Raw genomic sequence first — 18,271 nt, forward strand, 5'->3', positions numbered from 1 at the left:
CGAAGCGCGCTCGTCCCCCCGCAGGCTTCGAACGTCTCCCGGGGTCTCCGCGCGGTGCTCTGCAAGGCGGAGGAGGAAGCGATACCGGCGGTATCGCGCCCGACGACAACGCCGCAGAGGACCGTGCGGAGGCCGCGGTCCTGCTAGCGGCCGCCCGCGCGGCGCTTGTTGAAGATGTCGAACGCTACCGCGAGCAGGAGCACGAAGCCCTTGATCGCCATCTGCCAGGCCGCGTCGACCGAGAGGATGGACAGGCCCATGTTGAGCACGCCCATCACGAGTCCGCCGATGACGGCTCCGACGACGGTGCCCACGCCTCCCTGGACGGCCGCGCCGCCGATGAAGACCGCGGCGATCGCGTCCAGCTCGTAGTTCTGTCCGGCCGAGGCGACCGCACCGCCGGCGCGGGCGGTGCTGACGATGCCCGCGACTCCGGCCAGTGCGCCCATGTTGACGAAGATGAAGAAGTTGACCCACTTCGTCTTGACGCCGGACATCATCGCGGCGAACAGGTTGCCGCCCATCGCGTAGATGTGGCGGCCGAAGACCGTCCGGCCGAGCACGAAGCTGTAGGCGAGGATCAGCACGGCGAGCACGATCAGGATGATCGGGGTTCCGCTGTAGCCGGCGAGCAGCCAGGCGAGGGCCATGATCGCGATGACCGCGATGGCCGACTTCGCGACCAGCGAGCCGATGGGCTCGCGGGGCAGCTCGAGGCGGCGGAGGGTCGCGCGGCTGCGGAGCTGCTGGGCCACGAGGACGACGCAGACGATCAGGCCGAGGACCAGGGTGAGCGCGTCGCGCCCGGCGATCCCGCCGAGGACGCCCGGCAGCCAGCCGGCGCCGATCGCGGTGAACTCGGTGGGGAGGCCGTTGATCGTTCCGCCGGTGAGGAGGACGAGGGTGAAGCCGCGGAAGATCAGCATGCCCGCGAGGGTCACGATGAACGCCGGTATGCCGACGAAGGCGACCCAGAAGCCCTGCCAGGCTCCGACGGCGGCGCCGGTGACGAGGGCGACGACGACGGCCGCCCACCAGGGCAGGCCCCAGTTGTTCATCGCGATCGCCGAGATGGCGCCAACCATCGCCACGACCGAGCCGACCGAGAGGTCGATGTGGCCGGCGATGATGACCATCACCATGCCGATCGCGAGGATCAGCACGTAGGCGTTCTGCTGGATCAGGTTGTTGACGTTGCCGGGCAGGAGCAGGCGCCCGCCGGTCAGCACCTGGAAGAGCAGGATGATGATGGCCAGCGCGGCGAGGATGCCGTACTGCCGGAGGTTGATGTTCAGCCGGCGCGAGCGCTTGGGCGGGGTGGAGGGCGTGTCGGCGGGTGTCCCTGCCGGAGCTGTCGTGGTCGTGGCGCTCATCGGGCCTGTTCCTTTCCGGCGGTCATGTAGTGCATGAGGTGCTCCTGGGTGGCGTCGGCGCGATCGATCTCGCCCGTGATCCGGCCCTCGGAGATGGTGTAGATGCGGTCGGCGAGGCCGATCAGCTCGGGCAGCTCGGACGAGATGACGACGACCGCCTTGCCCTGGGCCGCGAGCTCGTTGATGATCCCGTAGATCTCGTACTTGGCTCCCACGTCGATGCCGCGGGTGGGCTCGTCGAGGATCAGCACGTCGGGACCGGAGAAGATCCACTTCGAGAGGACGACCTTCTGCTGGTTGCCGCCGGAGAGCTTCCCCGTGACGGCCGAGACGGTCGGCGCCTTGATGTTCATCTTCGAGCGGTACGAGTCGGCGACCTTGTACTCGCGGTGCTTGTCGATCACGCCGAGCCGGGCCAGGCGCGAGAGCGCGGCGGCCGAGACGTTGACGGTGATGTCGCCGATGAGGTTGAGCCCGTAGCGCTTGCGGTCCTCGGTCGCGTAGGCGAGGCCGTTGCGGATCGCCTCGTCGACGGTGCGGGTCTGGATCTCCTTGCCGTCCTTGTAGACGCGGCCGGTGATGCCGGTGCCGTAGCTCCTCCCGAAGATGCTCATCGCGAGCTCGGTGCGGCCGGCGCCCATCAGGCCCGCGAAGCCGACGATCTCGCCGGCGCGGACGGTGAAGGAGGCGTCGTCGACGACGACCCGGTTGATGTCGACCGGGTGGTGGACCGTCCAGTTCTCGACGCGCAGCTTCTCCTCGCCGATCTGCGGGTCGCGCGGCGGGAACATGCTGTTGAGGTCGCGGCCGACCATCGCGCGGATGATGCGGCTCTCGGACGCCTCCTCGCCGGCCATCGGGAAGCTCTCGATGGTGCGGCCGTCGCGGATGATCGTGACGGTGTCCGCGATGGCGCGGATCTCCTTCAGCTTGTGGCTGATGATGATGCAGGTGATGCCCTGCTTGCGGAGCTGGTCGATCAGGCCGAGCAGGTGGTCGCTGTCCTCGTCGTTGAGGGCGGCGGTGGGCTCGTCGAGGATGAGGAGCTTCACCTCCTTGGCGAGGGCCTTGGCGATCTCGACGAGCTGCTGCTTGCCGACGCCGAGCTCGAGGATCTTGGTCGCGGGGCTCTCGGCGAGGCCGACGCGGGCGAGCAGCTTGGCCGCCTCCGCGTTGGTCGCGTTCCAGTTGATGACGCCGCGGGTCGACTTCTCGTTGCCGAGGAAGATGTTCTCGGCGATGGAGAGGTAGGGGCTGAGGGCGAGCTCCTGGTGGATGATCACGATGCCGTCGGCCTCGCTGTCGTTGATCGTCCGGTACTGCGCCTCCTTGCCCTCGAACTCGATGGTGCCCTCGAAGCTGCCGTACGGGTAGACGCCGGAGAGGACTTTCATCAGGGTCGACTTGCCGGCGCCGTTCTCGCCGCAGATGGCGTGGACCTCGCCGGGCTGGACCGAGAGCGAGACGCCGTCGAGGGCGCGGACGCCGCCGCCGAACTCCTTGACGATGTCGCGCATGATGAGGATGGGACTGGCCAACAGGGCCTCACTTCGTTGGGGGGAGCGGAGAGAAAGGGGAGAAGGGCGGGGTGGGGGAGGATCGCTCCTCCCTCACCCCGCCCGACGGATCAGAGTCCGACGTCGCCGGCCTTGAGGAAGCCGGAGTCGACGAGGACCGACTGCACGTCGTCCTTCGTGACGACCTGCGGCTCCAGCAGGTAGGACGGGACGACCTTCTCGCCGTTGTTGTAGGTCTCGGTGTCGTTGACCTCGGGCTCCTCGCCCGCGACGATCGACTGCACCATCTGGAAGACGCGGTCGCCGAGGGTGCGGGTGTCCTTCCAGACCGTCATGGACTGCTCGTCGGCGAGGATCGCCTTGACGTTGGCCTTGTCGGCGTCCTGACCGGTGATGACCGGGTAGTCGGCGCCGGGGGTGTAGCCGGCCGACTTCAGCGAGGCCTCGATGCCGATGGCGAGGCTGTCGTTGGGCGAGAGCACCACGTCGACCTTCTGGCCGCCGGTGTAGAAGGACGAGAGGCGGTTGTCCATCTCGGACTGCGCCTTGTCGGAGGCCCAGCCCTGGATGCCGATCGAGGCCCAGTCGTCGTCCGACGCGGGCGACTTGCCCGAGGGGACGGTGAGCTTGCCGCTCTCGATGTAGGGCTGCAGGACGTCCCAGGCGCCGGAGAAGAAGAACTTCGCGTTGTTGTCGTCGGGGCTGCCGGCGAAGGGCTCGAGGGTGAAGGGGCCCGCGGCGTTCTTCAGGTCGAGGGTCGACTCGATGTACTGGCCCTGGAGCTGGCCGACCTTGTAGTTGTCGAAAGTCGCGTAGTAGTCGACGTCCGGGGTGCCGTTGATGAGGCGGTCGTAGGCGATGACGGTGGCGTTCTGCTTCTTCGCCTCGGCGAGGACGGGCGCGAGCGCCTCGCCGTCGATCGCGGCGATGACCAGGATCTTGGAGCCGCCGGCGATCTGGTTCTGGATCTGCGAGATCTGCTGATCGGTCTTGTTGTCGGCGTACTGGAGGTCGACGGTGCAGTCCTCGCCCTCGAGCTGCTTCTGCAGGCCTTCGCCGTCGTTGATCCAGCGCTCGAGGCTGCGGGTCGGCATCGAGATGCCGACGGAGCAGTCGCCTTCTGCGCCGGCGCCTGCAGCGGCGCCGCCCGAGTTGGCGGGGCTCGCGGAACAGGCCGCGAGGCCGAGGGAGATGATGCCGGCGGCGGCCAGCGTGGTGATGCCGCGGGAGAACTTCATGGAGTGCATTCCTCTCTGAAAGCAGTGTCCGAGGGAGAGGACGGCGCGAGGCGTGCACGTGTGGAGCACGCCGTCGTGTCGTCGCCCAGGAGAGCGGGAGAGCCCCGAGGGGCTTTGTCCACGGAGAGAACATATTCCCTGGATCCGGGGGAGTAAAGCGCGCGGCGCGATTTCGACCAGGCGATGCAGAAATGTGATCTTCGGTCCGTCGATCCGCGCCGTTGCTGGGTGAGAACGCTCTCAGAGCTCGCGTACAGTCCGCTCGCGGTTCGTCGGCGGGGCGCTCGCGCCGACCGCGTCAGGGAATCGCGAGGACTGAGCGCAGGGCCGTAGGGGAACCGTGAGGACCGCTCCGCGGGGCTCCCGCGAGGTGTTGCATCGCTTCCCGTGCCGCTTCCCGGCAGGCGTCCGATCCCGGGCGTCGTCCGCTCCTCGGATGGAGTCCTCCGTGCTCGACCTCGCCTACCTCCTCGGCGTGCTCGCCCTCTTCTCGCTCATCGCTCTCGCTGCGAAGGGGGTCGAGAAGCTGGGCGGGCCGCCCCCCTCGACGACCCGCGGATCCCGCGAGAAGGAGGCGGGCCGGTGATCGTCTTCGACGCCCTCGCGGCCGTGCTGGCCCTCGCCGCCGTCGTCTACCTCGTCGCGGCCCTGATCCGACCGGAGCGCTTCTGATGGATCCGCTCCTCGCCGTCCTCCAGGTCGCGACCGTCGGCCTGGCCGTCGCGCTCCTCCACCGCCCCCTCGGCGACCACATGTTCCGCGTCTACACCTCGACGCGCGACCTCGCGCTCGAGCGCGGCGTCTACCGCCTGATCGGCGTCGACTCCGCCGGCGAGCAGAGCTGGCGCGCCTACCTCCGGGCCGTGCTGGCCTTCTCGCTCGTCGGCGTGCTCCTGCTCTACGGGATGCAGCGCCTCCAGGCGGTCCTGCCCGGCTCCCTCGGGCTCCCCGCGGTGCCGGAGGGGCTGGCCTTCAACACCGCCGTCTCGTTCGTCACCAACACCAACTGGCAGTCCTACTCGCCGGAGGCGACCCTCGGCTTCGCGGTGCAGCTCGGCGGTCTCGCCGTGCAGAACTTCGTCTCGGGGGCCGTGGGCCTGGCGGTGGCGGTGGCGCTGATCCGCGGATTCGCGCGCCGCTCCTCCGGCACGCTCGGCAACTTCTGGGTCGACCTCGTGCGCGGCACGCTGCGCCTCCTGCTGCCCCTCGCGGTGGTGGCAGCGGTCGTGATGATCGCGGGCGGCGTGATCCAGAACCTGAACGGCCCGCTGACGGTGACGACGCTCACCGGCGGCGAGCAGAGCATCCCGGGCGGCATGGTCGCGTCGCAGGAGGCGATCAAGCTGCTCGGCACCAACGGCGGCGGCTACTTCAACGCGAACTCGGCGCACCCGTTCGAGAACCCCTCGGCGTGGGTGTCGCTGCTGCAGATCGTGCTGATCCTCGCGATCCCGTTCTCACTGCCGCGCACCTTCGGCCGGATGGTCGGCGACGTGCGGCAGGGGCGCGCGATCCTCGCAGCGATGGCGACGATCTTCGTCGTGTCGCTCGCGGCCCTCACCGCGCTGGAGGCGGCGGGCGGCGGGTCCGCGGCGCAGGCGGCCGGAGCTGCGATGGAGGGCAAGGAGACGCGCTTCGGCATCGCCGGCTCCGCCCTCTACGCGACCGCCTCGACCCTGACCTCGACCGGCGCCGTCAACGCGATGCACGACTCCTTCACCGCGCTCGGCGGCATGCTGCCGATGCTCAACATGATGCTCGGCGAGGTCGCCCCCGGCGGCGTCGGCTCGGGCCTCTACGGGATGCTCGTGCTCGCCGTGCTGGCCGTGTTCGTCGGCGGGCTGCTGGTCGGCCGGACGCCGGAGTACCTGGGCAAGAAGCTCGGCCCGCGCGAGATCAAGCTCGCGAGCCTCTACATCCTCGTGACGCCGACGCTCGTGCTCGCCGGCACGGCCCTGAGCTTCGCGATCCCGGCGGTGCGGGAGGACGTGGAGGGCACGTCGATCCTCAACCCCGGACTGCACGGGCTCTCGGAGGTGCTCTACGCGTTCACCTCCGCGGCCAACAACAACGGCTCGGCGTTCGCGGGGCTGACGGCGAACACGCCCTGGTTCAACACGGCGCTCGGCGTCGCGATGCTCCTCGGCCGCTTCCTCCCGATCCTGCTGGTGCTCGCCCTGGCCGGCTCGCTCGCGGCGCAGTCGCCGGTGCCCTCCAGCGCCGGCACGCTGCCCACCCACCGGCCGCAGTTCGTCGGCCTCCTCGTGGGCGTCACGGTCGTCGTGACCGCGCTCACCTACTTCCCCGTACTCGCGCTGGGCCCCCTGGCGGAAGGACTGCGACTCCGATGACCACTGCACTCACTGAGGCCCCCGCGGAACCCGCGCGGCCCACCCGCGCCGCCCTCGGACCGCGCCAGCTCGCCGCCGCCCTCCCCGGAGCGCTGCGCAAGCTCGATCCGCGCCTGATGTGGCGCAACCCCGTGATGTTCATCGTCGAGGTCGGCGCCGTGCTGACCACGCTGCTGGCGATCGCCGAGCCGTTCCTCGGCGGGCCGGAGGAATCGGGCGGATCGACCGTGCCCGTCACCTTCACGGCCGGCATCGCGATCTGGCTCTGGCTCACCGTGGTCTTCGCGAATCTGGCGGAGTCGGTGGCGGAGGGCCGCGGCAAGGCCCAGGCCGAGAGCCTGCGCGCCACCCGCACCAGCACTCCGGCCCGGCGCGTGGCCGACTACGACCCCGCCGACCCCTCGGCCCTGTCGGCCCGCCTGGTCGAGGTCTCCTCGGCCGAGCTGCAGCTGGGCGACGTGGTCGTGGCGGAAGCGGGCGACCTCGTCCCCGGTGACGGCGACATCGTCTGGGGCATCGCCTCCATCGACGAGTCGGCCATCACGGGCGAGTCGGCCCCGGTCGTACGCGAGAGCGGAGGCGACCGCAGCGCGGTGACGGGCGGCACGCGGGTGCTCTCGGACCGGATCGTGGTGCGCATCACCTCCAAGCCCGGCGAGACCTTCGTCGACCGCATGATCGGCCTGGTCGAGGGAGCGTCACGGCAGAAGACGCCGAACGAGATCGCGCTCGACATCCTCCTGGCGAGCCTCTCGATCGTGTTCGTCGTGGTCGTGCTGACGCTGAACCCGATCGCCTCGTTCGCCGGAGCCTCGGTGAGCGTCCCGGTGCTGGTCGCCCTGCTCGTCTGCCTCATCCCGACCACCATCGGCGCCCTCCTCTCGGCCATCGGCATCGCCGGCATGGACCGGCTCGTGCAGCGGAACGTGCTCGCGATGTCCGGCCGGGCCGTGGAGGCGGCGGGCGACGTCACGACGCTCCTGCTCGACAAGACGGGGACGATCACCTACGGCAACCGCCGCGCGGTGGCGTTCCTCCCGCTCGACGGAGTGGCGCAGGCCGCCCTCGTCGACGCCGCCGCCTCCTCCTCGCTCAGCGACCCGACGCCCGAGGGGAAGTCGATCGTCGACCTCGCGGGCGACTCGGGCCGCCCCGCCGTCGAGCCCGCCCAGGCCGCCGTGGTGCCGTTCACCGCGCAGACTCGGATGAGCGGGCTCGACCTCCCCGACGGCTCCTCCATCCGCAAGGGCGCCGGCTCGGCCGTGCGCGCCTGGGTGGAGGAGGAGGGGCCGCTCCCGTCCGCGGTCGCGGAGCGCCTCATGGTGCTCGTCGACGGCGTCTCGGAGAGCGGCGGCACGCCCCTCGTGGTCGCGGTGAAGGACGCCCACGGCGCCCGCCTGCTCGGCGTCGTGCACCTGAAGGACGTGGTGAAGGACGGGCTCGCCGAGCGCTTCTCGGAGCTGCGGGCGATGGGCATCCGCACCGTGATGATCACGGGCGACAATCCCCTGACGGCCAAGGCGATCGCGGCGGAGGCGGGAGTCGACGACTACCTCGCCGAGGCGACCCCCGAGGACAAGCTCGCCCTGATCCGGCGCGAGCAGGAGGGCGGCGCGCTGGTCGCGATGACCGGCGACGGCACCAACGACGCTCCGGCTCTCGCTCAGGCCGACGTGGGCGTGGCGATGAACACCGGCACCTCGGCGGCGAAGGAGGCGGGCAACATGGTCGACCTCGACTCCGACCCCACCAAGCTCATCGACATCGTGCGGATCGGGAAGCAGCTGCTGATCACCCGCGGGGCGCTCACCACGTTCTCGATCGCGAACGACGTGGCGAAGTACTTCGCGATCATCCCGGCGATGTTCGCGGGGGTCTTCCCCGGGCTCGCGGTGCTGAACGTGATGCAGCTGCACTCGCCGGCCTCGGCGATCCTCTCGGCGATCGTGTTCAACGCGCTGGTGATCGTCGTGCTCATCCCGCTCGCGCTGCGGGGGGTGGCGTACCGCCCGGTCGCCGCGTCGCGCATCCTCAGCCGCAACCTCCTGGTCTACGGGCTGGGCGGAGTGATCGCTCCGTTCCTCGGGATCAAGCTCGTCGACCTGATCGTCGCCGCGATCCCCGGCTTCTGACCCGCCCGTCCCGACCATCGAAGACAGAGAGAAGAGACCATGTTCCGTCCCTACGGTGTCGCGCTGCGCGCGATGATCGTGCTCACCGTGCTGCTGGGAGCGGCGTACCCGCTCGCGGTGCTCGGGATCGGGCAGCTCGCCCTGCCCGCTCAGGCGAACGGCTCGCTGCTGCGCCAGGACGGCGCGGTGGTCGGCTCGTCGCTCATCGGCCAGTCGTTCGCCGACGCCGACGGAGCGCCCCTGCCGGAGTGGTTCCAGTCGCGTCCCTCCGCCGCGGGCTACGACGCCGCGGCCTCGACCGGCAGCAACCTCGGCCCCGAGAACGCCGACCTGGTCGCCTCGATCGAGGAGCGCCGGGCCGCGATCGCCGCGTTCGAGGGCGTCGACCCGGCCGCGGTGCCGGCCGATGCGCTGACCGCCTCCGCCTCCGGGCTCGACCCCGCGATCAGCCCCGACTACGCCCAGCTGCAGGCGCCCCGCGTCGCCGCCGCCCGCGGGCTCGACGAGACCGCCGTGCGCGCGCTGGTCGAGGAGCACACGGAGGGCCGCGAGCTGGGCTACCTCGGCGAGCCGACGGTCGACGTGCTCGAGCTCAACGCCGCTCTCGCGCGGCTGTGACCGCTCCGGTGGCGCCTCCGGCTCGTAGAATCGCGATCGGCTCGTCGGGACCGTCCGATCGAGCGGATCGACGCCGGTCCCGCGAGCCCGGGACGCCCCGGAGCCGCGAGCACGAGGGGAGGCCGGGAGCATGACGAAGGGCCGCCTGCGCGTGCTCCTCGGAGCCGCGCCCGGAGTGGGCAAGACCTACACGATGCTCGAGGAGGGCCGTCGGCTCGCCGCCGAGGGGCGCGACGTCGTGGTGGCCGTGGTCGAGACGCACGGCCGCTCCGCCACCGCCGCGATGGTCGAGGGGCTCGAGGTCGTGCCGAGGAGGCCCGTCGAGCACCGCGGCGTGCTGCTCGACGAGATGGACCTCGACGCGGTGCTCGCCCGCCGGCCGGACGTCGCGCTGGTCGACGAGCTCGCGCACACCAACGCGCCCGGCTCCCGGCACGAGAAGCGCTGGGAGGACGTGCGGACGCTCCTCGACGCCGGCATCACCGTGTTCTCGACCGTGAACATCCAGCACATCGAGTCGCTCAACGACGTCGTGCACGCGATCACCGGAGCGCCGCAGCGCGAGACGATCCCGGACGCGGTCCTCCGTGCCGCCGACCAGATCGAGGTCGTCGACCTGGCGCCCCAGGCGCTGCGCGACCGCCTCGCCGACGGCCGCGTCTACCCGCCCGAGCGCATCGACGCCGCACTGTCCAACTACTTCCGGCTCGGGAACCTGACCGCCCTGCGCGAGCTCGCGCTGCTCTGGCTCGCCGACGAGGTCGACAGTGCGCTGCGCGACTACCGCGTCGAGCACGGCATCGACAGCACCTGGGAGGCGCGCGAGCGCGTGGTCGTGACCCTCACCGGCGGGCCGGAGGGCGAGACCCTGCTGCGGCGTGGCGCGCGGATCGCGGCCCGCGCCTCCGGAGGCGACCTGCTCGCCGTGCACGTGGTGACCCCCGACGGCCTGCGCACCCCGCGGCCGCACGTGCTCGAGGCGCAGCGCGCGCTGGTCGAGAAGCTCGGCGGCAGCTACCACCAGGTCGTCGGCGAGGACGTGCCGCGCACGCTGGTCGAGTTCGCCCGCTCGGTGAACGCGACGCAGCTGGTGATCGGCGTGAGCAGGCGGAGCCGTCTCGCCTCGGCGCTGACGCCCGGCACGGCGTCGACGGTGATCCGCGAGTCCGGCAACATCGACGTGCACATCGTCAGCCACTCCGCCGCCGGGCGCACCGCAGTGCTGCCGAGGCTCGACGGGGCCCTGACGCTGCGGCGCCGCCTCCTGGGACTGGCCCTCGCCCTCGTGGGCGGTCCGCTGGTGACCTGGCTGCTCTCGAGCCTCCGCAGCGACGAGTCGATCACGAGCGACGTGCTCTCGTACCAGCTGCTCGTGGTGGTGGTCGCGCTGGTCGGCGGGCTCTGGCCGGCCCTCTTCGCGGCCGTGCTCTCGGGGCTGACCCTCGACTTCTTCTTCGTCGATCCGCTCTACACGATCACCGTCGACGAGCCGCTGCACGCGCTGGCGCTGGTGCTCTACGTGCTGAACGCGGCGCTCGTCAGCGCCGTGGTCGACCGCGCCGCCCGGCGGGCGCGGGCCGCCAAGCGCTCGGGGGCGGAGTCGGAGCTGCTGGCGACGATCGCGGGCGGCGTGATCCGCGGCCAGGGGGCGCTGCAGGCGATCCTCGAGCGCTCCCGCGAGGCGTTCGGGCTGACCGGCGTGCGGCTGCTGCGCGACGGCGGGGTCGTCGCGGCCGACGGCGAGCCGCAGCCGGAGGGCGACCCCGCGCGCATCGCGGTGGGCGAGGGCGCCGTGCTCGAGCTGCACGGCCGCGAGCTGGAGGGGAGCGAGCGACGGCTGCTGCAGGTGGTCGCCGCACAGCTGGACTCGGTGCTCGAGAACGCGGCCCTCAGCGAGACGGCCAGCTCCCTCGCTCCGCTGGCCGAGACCGACCGGGTGCGCAGCGCCCTGCTCTCGGCGGTCAGCCACGATCTGCGTCGACCCCTCGCCGCGGCCACCGCAGCGGTCAGCGGGCTGCGCTCGCCCGAGGTGGTCTGGAGCGAGCGCGACCGCGAGGAGCTGCTCGCCACGGCCGACGAGAGCCTCACCGTGCTCGCCGCGCTGGTCACCGACCTGCTGGACGTGACGCGGCTGGAGGCGGGGGCGCTCGCCGTTGCCCTCGCTCCGCTCGACGCCGCCGACGTGGTGCTCCCCGCGCTCGACGAGCTCGGGCTCGGTCCCGGCGAGGTCGACCTCGACCTCGATCCGGAGGGCCCGGCGCTGCTCGCCGACGCCGTGCTGCTGCAGCGCGTCGTGGTCAACCTGCTCGCGAACGCCGTCCGCTACGCACCGCCCGGGACCCGGGTGCGCGTGGCCGCCAGCGCCTTCGGCGGGAGCGCGCAGCTGCGGATCGTCGACCACGGCCCCGGGGTGCCCGAGGAGCGGCGCGCCGAGATCTTCGTGCCGTTCCAGCGGCTCGGCGACGACGACAACCTCACGGGCCTGGGCCTCGGCCTCGCGCTCTCGAAGGGGTTCACGGAGGGGATGGGCGGCACGCTCGAGACGGAGGACACTCCGGGGGGCGGGCTGACGATGGTGGTGACGCTGCCGCTGGCGCCGGAGGCTGCGGCCACCGCTCCTGCTGCTCCTGCCGCTTCGCACGACGGCGTGTCGGCCGCCGCCCCGCACGAGGACTCCGGAGGAGCCGCATGAAGATCCTGATCGCCGACGACGACCCGCAGATCCTGCGCGCCCTGCGCATCACGCTCACCGCCCGCGGATACGACGTGGTGACGGCCGGCGACGGCACCGAGGCGATCAACCGCGCGGTGGACGAGCATCCGGACCTCTACATGATCGACCTCGGGATGCCCCGACTCGACGGGGTCGAGGTCATCCACGGGCTTCGCGGCTGGACGAGCGCGCCCATCCTGGTGGTCTCGGGGCGGACCGGCGCGGCCGACAAGGTGGGCGCGCTCGACGCCGGAGCCGACGACTACGTGACCAAGCCGTTCTCGATGGACGAGGTGCTCGCCCGCATCCGGGCCCTCTCGCGGCGCGTGCAGCCGGCCGACGGCGAGCCGCTGGTCGTGATCGGCGAGGTGACCGTGGACCTGGTGGCCAAGAGCGCGACGCGGGACGGCGCCTCCGTGCGGCTCACCCCGACGGAGTGGCAGGTGCTCGAGATCCTGATCCGCAACGCGGGCAAGCTGGTCACCCGCCGCTCGCTGCTGGCCGAGATCTGGGGCCCCGCGCACGTCACCGACACGGGCTACCTCCGCCTCTACCTCGCGCAGCTGCGCAAGAAGCTCGAGCCCGACCCCGCGCATCCGCGCCACCTGCTGACCGAGGCCGGCATGGGCTACCGCTTCGTGCCCTGACCGCCGGCCTGGGCGGGTCACCAGTCGTGGACGGTGCCGTCGGCGAGGCGGTTGAAGGGCAGGTACGCGCGCACGTAGGGGTACTTCCCGGCGGCGTCGACGTCGAGCTCGACGCCCAGCCCGGGGGCGTCGCCCGGGTGCAGACGCCCCTCGCTCCAGGTGAACGACTGCTGGAAGACGCTGTCGGTCCGCTCGCCGTGCTTCATGTACTCCTGGATCCCGAAGTTGTGGATCGCCAGGCCGAGGTGCATCGCGGCCGCCATGCCCACCGGGGAGACGTCGGTCGGGCCGTGCATCCCCGACTTGATCTGGTACTGCGCGGCGTGGTCGAGGATCCTCCGGAGGTGGGAGACGCCTCCGGTGTGCGTGACCGCGCTGCGGATGTAGTCGATCAGCTGCTCGCGGATGAGGAGCTGGTAGTCCCAGACGGTGTTGAAGACCTCGCCGATCGCCAGGGGCGTGGTGGTGTGCTGCCGGACGAGGCGCAGGGCCTCCTGGTTCTCGGCGGGCGTGCAGTCCTCGAGCCAGAAGAGGTCGTACGGCTCGAGGGACTTGCCGAGGGCCGCGGCCTGGATCGGCGTCATGCGGTGGTGGCCGTCGTGGAGGAGGGGGAGCTCCGGCCCGAACTCGTTGCGGACGGCTTCGAAGACGCGGGGGACGTGGCGCAGGTAGGCGCGCGTGTCCCAGTCCTCCTCGTTCGGCAGGCCGCCGCGCTGCGCCGGCTCGTGGTCGTAGCGCACGCCGGCGTTGCCCTCGAGGACGGCGTTGGAGGCGATGCCGTAGATCGAGGTCAGCCCCGGCACCGCGGTCTGCACGCGGATCGCGCGGTACCCCTGCTCCTGGTGCTCGCGGATGCTGTCGAACAGCTCGGCGTCCGTCCGCCCCGACGCGTGGCCGTAGGCGAGCAGGCCGGTGCGGGACGCTCCTCCGAGCAGCTGGTAGAGCGGCATGCCGGCGGCCTTGCCCTTGATGTCCCAGAGGGCGGTGTCGACCGCTGCGATCGCCGCCATCGTGACCGGCCCGCGGCGCCAGTAGGACGACCGGTACAGGAACTGCCAGGTGTCCTCGATGCGCGAGGCGTCGCGGCCGAGGAGCAGGGGCACGACGTGGTCGGCGAGGTAGGAGACCACGGCGAGCTCGCGGCCGTTGAGCGTGGCATCGCCGAGCCCGGTCAGGCCGTCGTCGGTCGTGAGCTTGAGGGTGACGAAGTTGCGGTCGGGGCTGGTGACGACGACCTCGGCCTTGTCGATCTTCATGGGGTGCCTTTCGTGGTGGGGGATCGGGTCAGGGGTTCCGGCCGGGAGCGCGGTCCATCGAGAACGCGGCGGTCGAGAGGCCGGGTGCCACGGGAGCGGCCTGGCCGGTGGTCTCGCGGCGCTCGGCGATCTCGGCGACGATCTGCGCGTGCCGGCGGTCGGTCAGCGGGTAGAACGCCATGATCAGCACCGCGAGCAGGGCCGCGACGGCCGGGATGAGGCCGGCGGCGGCGCGGATGCCCCACTCGGCGTGCTCGCTCTGCTCCGCGGCGCCGGCCACGTAGCCGCCCCAGGCCAGCGCGTACGCGGCGAGGGCGCCTCCGACCGCCTGGCCCGTCTTGCGGGTGAAGGAGAACAGGGCGTAGATCGTGCCCTCGGAGCGGATGCCGGTCTTCCACTCCCCGTACTCGACGGTGTCCGCCTCGATGGCCCAGACGAGCATGTTGACGAGCTGGATGCCGACGTAGGCGAGGACCAGACCGCCGAAGCCGACCGCCACCGCACCGCCCGGGGTGAGGAAGACGACCGTTCCGCCGCTGATCATGACCGCGACGCCGGCCATGTAGGCGTTGCGCTTGCCGAACCGCCGCACGATCGCGGGGATGAGGGCGGCGAGGCCGAAGGTCAGGGCGAGCTGGATCAGCGACATCGCGGCGTAGAGCTGCACCGATCCGAGCACGTCGCGCAGGTAGTAGAGCTGCACGGTCTGGAGCGCGAGCGTCCCGGTGAGGAACAGGAACGAGCTGAGGCAGAGGAAGAGCAGCGGCCGGTTGGAGCGGAGGGTCGTCATGCTCTGACGGAACGTGACGTGCGCGACGTCGCGCTGGACGCGCTCCTTCGCGGTCAGGATCGTGAAGAGGTACAGCGCGGAGCCGACGACGACGAAGCTCAGCGTGACGATCGAGAAGAGCGACTGCAGATCGGCGCCGGGGACGACCAGCGGGGCCATGAAGGTCCCGAGCCCGGCCCCCACGATCGCGCCACCGATGGCGCGGGCGCTGGCGAGCTTCGCGCGCTCGGTGCCGACCTGCGTCATCGCTCCGGCGAGCGAGCCGTAGGGGATGTTGACGAGGCTGTAGGCGAGGCCGAGCGCGGCGTAGCTCAGGTAGGCGTAGAGCAGGGTGCCGCTCTCGCCGATCTGCGGGACGGAGAAGGTCGCGGCCGAGAGCAGGAGGAGCGGGACCGATCCGAACATCAGGAAGGGCCGGAACTTGCCGAAGCGCCTGCTGTAGGTGCGGTCCACGACCCGGCCGGCGAAGACGTCGGCGAACGCGTCGAAGATCCGCACGACGAGCAGAAGCGTTCCCGCCGCGGCCGCGGAGATCCCGGCGACGTCGGTGTAGTAGACGAGCAGGAACATCGTGGCGGTGGTGAAGGCGAGGTTGTTCGCCGTGTCGCCGGCGCCGTAGCCCACGATGCTCAGCTTCGAGAGCTTCTGGGCGGCGGGCGCTCCGGGCGCGGTGGTGCGGGGGGTCATGCGGGCTCCTTTACCCGGGCGCGGACCCGTGGAGGATCCGCGCCGCGTCGAGACGGTGCGAGGGGTGGCAATCGATTGCCGACGGCGCCGAGGGGCGCTGCGCGGAGAGGCGAGGAGGGGTCTAGGCCTCAGCGGAGGCGGCGGCGACCGCGGCGACGAGGGCCGGGTCGTCGGCGAGGCGCGGGTCGACGAGCCGCAGCAGCGCCTCGACGGGCAGGCCGGAGCCGAGGGCGCGGTCGAGGGCGGGGCGCTGCGCGTCGGGCAGCCGGTCGCCCCGGAGCAGCAGCGCGATCCAGTCGGCGACGGCACGGAGGGAGGCGGCCCCGTCGCGTCCGGCCGCGCGCTCGGCGAGGAGCACGGGCGCGATCCGGATGCGGAGCTTGGCGGTCGCGTCGGCGCCGATCTGCTCGAGGCGGTGCTCGATCCGGGGGTTGCCGAAGCGCTCGAGGAGGGCGGCGCAGTAGGCGTCCGCGTCGAGGCCGGCGGGGAGGCCGGCCGCCGCCTCCGCCCAGAAGGCCTCGACGGCGCTCCGGCAGGAGGGTTCGGCGATCGCCTCCGCGACGGTGGCGAGGCCCCTCCGGCGGCCGGTGGCGGCGAGGAGCGTGTGCGCTCCGTTGAGGAGTCGCAGCTTGCGCCGCTCGAAGGGCTCGATGTCGTCCACGAAGCGGGCTCCGGCGCGCTCCCAGGCGGGCCGGCCGGCGGGGAAGCCGCCGCAGAGGACCCAGTCGCGGAACGGCTCGGTGACGACCGCCGCGGCGTCGCTGATGCCCGTGAGCTCGGCCGCCGCCTCCCGGTCCGCGGCGGTGGTGGCCGGGGTGATCCTGTCGACGGAGGTCGAGACGAACGAGACGGTGCGGTCGATCCAGTCGGCGAGCGACGGGTCGAGCCGCTCGGCGAGGAGGCGCAGTCCACGGCGCACCAGGGGTCCGTTGCCGGAGAGGTTGTCGCAGGGGACGACGGCGAGCGGGCCGGAGCCGGCGTCGCGCCGGGCGGCGAGGCCGAGCAGGAGGCGGCCGAGCGCGGTCACCGGCGCCCCTCCCGAACGCAGCAGGGCGAGGTCGCTCCGGACGACGGGGTCGTTGAGGTCGGGACCGCCGTCCGCGGCGAGACGGTATCCGGCCTCCGTGATCGTCAGTGTGACGATCGCCGTCGCCGGAGCCGCGACGAGCGCGACGAGCCGCGCGACGTCCGCGCCGTCGACAGCCTCGACGATGCTGCCCACGATCGTCGCCGAGTCCCTCTCCGGTCCGCGCTCGACCAGCGTGAACAGGCCGTCCTGCGCGGCGAGCTCCTCGGCCGCCCGGGGGCTCCGGCCGGTGACGGCGGCGATGCCCCACTCGTGATCGTCGTCGACGGCGTGCGTGTACCAGGCCTGGTGTGCGCGGTGGAAGGCGCCGAGGCCGAGGTGGACGATGCGGACGGGAGCCGCCGGCAGGCCCGTGGACGCGCGGTCGAGAGCGCCTCCTCCGCCGTGCCCGCTCACAGCTTGAAGACCTTCCTGGGCTGGGCGTCGACGAGGTCCAGGATGACGGCGCTCGCCGTCTCGGAGTCGACCCGCCCCTCGGCGACCAGGCGCGCGAGGAACGAGGCGTCGAGCCTCCGCGCCATGTCGTGACGGGCCGGGATGGAGAGGAACGCGCGGGTGTCATCGATGAAGCCGGAGCTGCGCGAGAAGCCGGCGGTCTCGGTCACGGCGGCGCGGAAGCGCAGTACCGCGTCGGGCGCGTCGAGGAACCACCACGGCGCTCCGAGGAACACCGACGGGTAGTAGCCGGCGAGGGGAGCGAGCTCGCGCGAGTGGGTGCTCTCGTCGATCCCGAAGAGGACGAGGTGGAAGCCCGGCGCGTTGCCGAGCTCCTGCAGCAGCGGGCGGAGGGGCTCGGCGAACCGGGTCGAGACGGGGATGTCGTGGCCGGTGTCGGGACCGAAGCGCTCGAAGGTCGGCCGGTCGTGGTTGCGCAGCACCCCGGCGTGGACGGTCATCACCAGGCCGTCGTCGACGCTCATGCGGGCGGACTGCAGCAGCAGGTGGGCGGCGAGGACGCGGCCGCCCTCGGCGTCGATCGTGCCGGCGCGGGCGCGGGCGAAGAGGGACTGCGCCTCGGCGGGGTCGAGGTCGACGGTCAGCGGCTCCAGCACTCCGTGGTCGGCGGAGACGGCGCCGTGATCGAGGAAGTGCCGGCGCCGGGCGCGGAGGGCCTCGAGGAATCCGGGGAAGCTCGACTCCTTCGTGCCGGTGGCGGCTGCCAGGGCGGCGACGCGCTCGGACCAGCCGGGGGTGGAGGGATCGAGGTAGGCGTCGGGGCGGAAGGTCGGCAGCACGCGGCCCGGGAACGCCGGATCCTCCGCCAGCGCCCGGTGGACGGCCAGGTCGTCCAGCGGATCGTCGGTCGTCGCCAGCACCTCGATCCCGAACCGCTCGAAGAGCGCGCGCGGGCGGAAGGCGTCCGACGCCAGCCGGGCCCCGATCGCCTCGAAGAGGGCGTCGGCGGTGGAGGCGTCGGGCTGCTCGGTGACGCCGAACTGCTCGGCGAGGATCGACTGGAGCCAGTAGCCCGAGGCGGTGCCCGCGAAGATCCGCCAATGTGCGCAGAACGTGCGCCACACCTCCTCCGGGCCGGCGAGGCGCTCGCCTCCCGGGATGCCGAGATCGCCGAGGTCGATCCCGGCGGAGTGGAGCAGCCGGGTGACGTAGTGGTCGTGCCGGAGGAAGAGCTCGGCCGCGTCGGCGAAGGGCCGGTCCTCGAGCAGGAGGCGCGGATCCACGTGCCCGTGCGGGGAGAGGATCGGCAGGTCGGCGACGCTCGCGTAGAGGTCGCGGGCGATCGACCGGGTCGTCGGGTCGATCGGCAGGAGTCGGTCGGGATCGTTCAGCAGCTTCATCGGCACGGGGCCATCCAAGTATGGGTGCCGAGGAGTGTCAACCGATTGCCAGACGTGTCGCACCGC

Annotated in this window: 14 protein-coding genes; 7 read left to right on the forward strand and 7 right to left on the reverse strand. The window is 71.9% G+C overall.

Annotated features, from left to right (window positions below; all coding sequences use genetic code 11):
• Window positions 1-143: 143 nt before the first annotated feature.
• The 3 genes from mmsB to chvE all read right to left on the reverse strand — a co-directional run bounded on the left by mmsB (window position 144) and on the right by chvE (window position 4,137).
• A complete protein-coding gene (mmsB, locus tag GSU45_RS00160; RefSeq protein ID WP_159911681.1) occupies window positions 144-1,373 on the reverse strand; it encodes a multiple monosaccharide ABC transporter permease in 1,230 nt (409 codons plus the stop codon).
• On the reverse strand, window positions 1,370-2,890 hold the full coding sequence (mmsA, locus tag GSU45_RS00165; RefSeq protein WP_159916706.1) for a multiple monosaccharide ABC transporter ATP-binding protein: 1,521 nt from the start codon (window positions 2,888-2,890) through the stop codon (window positions 1,370-1,372). Before mmsA ends, mmsB begins: the two co-directional genes overlap by 4 nt.
• 110 nt (window positions 2,891-3,000) lie before the next feature.
• On the reverse strand, window positions 3,001-4,137 hold the full coding sequence (chvE, locus tag GSU45_RS00170; RefSeq protein ID WP_159911683.1) for a multiple monosaccharide ABC transporter substrate-binding protein: 1,137 nt from the start codon (window positions 4,135-4,137) through the stop codon (window positions 3,001-3,003).
• 427 nt (window positions 4,138-4,564) lie between these two features.
• Between chvE and GSU45_RS17050 the strand changes: the two genes are divergently transcribed.
• The 7 genes from GSU45_RS17050 (at window position 4,565) to GSU45_RS00200 (ending at window position 12,589) form a co-directional block, all read left to right on the forward strand.
• Entirely contained in the window at window positions 4,565-4,714 is a 150-nt protein-coding gene (locus GSU45_RS17050; RefSeq protein ID WP_167302036.1) for a hypothetical protein, read from the forward strand.
• On the forward strand, window positions 4,711-4,800 hold the full coding sequence (gene kdpF, locus GSU45_RS00175) for a K(+)-transporting ATPase subunit F (protein ID WP_068209492.1): 90 nt from the start codon (window positions 4,711-4,713) through the stop codon (window positions 4,798-4,800). Before GSU45_RS17050 ends, kdpF begins: the two co-directional genes overlap by 4 nt.
• Window positions 4,800-6,479 (forward strand): potassium-transporting ATPase subunit KdpA, encoded by a 1,680-nt coding sequence (gene kdpA / locus GSU45_RS00180; RefSeq protein ID WP_159911685.1) that lies wholly within the window; start codon window positions 4,800-4,802, stop codon window positions 6,477-6,479. Before kdpF ends, kdpA begins: the two co-directional genes overlap by 1 nt.
• Window positions 6,476-8,611, forward strand: a complete 2,136-nt coding sequence (kdpB, locus tag GSU45_RS00185) for a potassium-transporting ATPase subunit KdpB (RefSeq protein WP_159911687.1) — start codon at window positions 6,476-6,478, stop codon at window positions 8,609-8,611. The genes kdpA and kdpB overlap by 4 nt, the downstream gene beginning before the upstream one ends.
• A gap of 39 nt (window positions 8,612-8,650) precedes the next feature.
• Complete coding sequence (gene kdpC / locus GSU45_RS00190) at window positions 8,651-9,229, forward strand: potassium-transporting ATPase subunit KdpC (RefSeq protein WP_159911689.1); 579 nt, start codon at window positions 8,651-8,653, stop codon at window positions 9,227-9,229.
• A gap of 130 nt (window positions 9,230-9,359) precedes the next feature.
• On the forward strand, window positions 9,360-11,921 hold the full coding sequence (locus GSU45_RS00195) for a DUF4118 domain-containing protein (RefSeq protein WP_159911691.1): 2,562 nt from the start codon (window positions 9,360-9,362) through the stop codon (window positions 11,919-11,921).
• Window positions 11,918-12,589 carry a response regulator gene (locus GSU45_RS00200; RefSeq protein ID WP_104275506.1) on the forward strand — a complete coding sequence of 224 codons (672 nt, stop codon included), beginning with the start codon at window positions 11,918-11,920 and terminating at the stop codon, window positions 12,587-12,589. Before GSU45_RS00195 ends, GSU45_RS00200 begins: the two co-directional genes overlap by 4 nt.
• A gap of 17 nt (window positions 12,590-12,606) precedes the next feature.
• Here the strand turns inward: GSU45_RS00200 and manD are convergent, their stop codons facing one another.
• The 4 genes from manD to uxaC all read right to left on the reverse strand — a co-directional run bounded on the left by manD (window position 12,607) and on the right by uxaC (window position 18,205).
• Window positions 12,607-13,845, reverse strand: coding sequence for a D-mannonate dehydratase ManD (manD, locus tag GSU45_RS00205; protein WP_159911693.1), 1,239 nt, complete (start codon window positions 13,843-13,845; stop codon window positions 12,607-12,609).
• A 28-nt stretch (window positions 13,846-13,873) separates the two neighbouring features.
• Window positions 13,874-15,322: a glucuronide transporter gene (uidB, locus tag GSU45_RS00210; protein WP_159911695.1), complete on the reverse strand. Its 1,449-nt coding sequence runs from the start codon at window positions 15,320-15,322 to the stop codon at window positions 13,874-13,876.
• 121 nt (window positions 15,323-15,443) lie between these two features.
• Entirely contained in the window at window positions 15,444-16,805 is a 1,362-nt protein-coding gene (locus GSU45_RS00215) for a mannitol dehydrogenase family protein (protein WP_244248156.1), read from the reverse strand.
• On the reverse strand, window positions 16,802-18,205 hold the full coding sequence (gene uxaC, locus GSU45_RS00220; RefSeq protein ID WP_159916712.1) for a glucuronate isomerase: 1,404 nt from the start codon (window positions 18,203-18,205) through the stop codon (window positions 16,802-16,804). The genes GSU45_RS00215 and uxaC overlap by 4 nt, the downstream gene beginning before the upstream one ends.
• Between the last annotated feature and the right edge of the window lie 66 nt (window positions 18,206-18,271).

This window comes from Rathayibacter sp. VKM Ac-2801, from assembly GCF_009834245.1.
In the GTDB taxonomy this organism is placed as follows: domain Bacteria; phylum Actinomycetota; class Actinomycetes; order Actinomycetales; family Microbacteriaceae; genus Rathayibacter.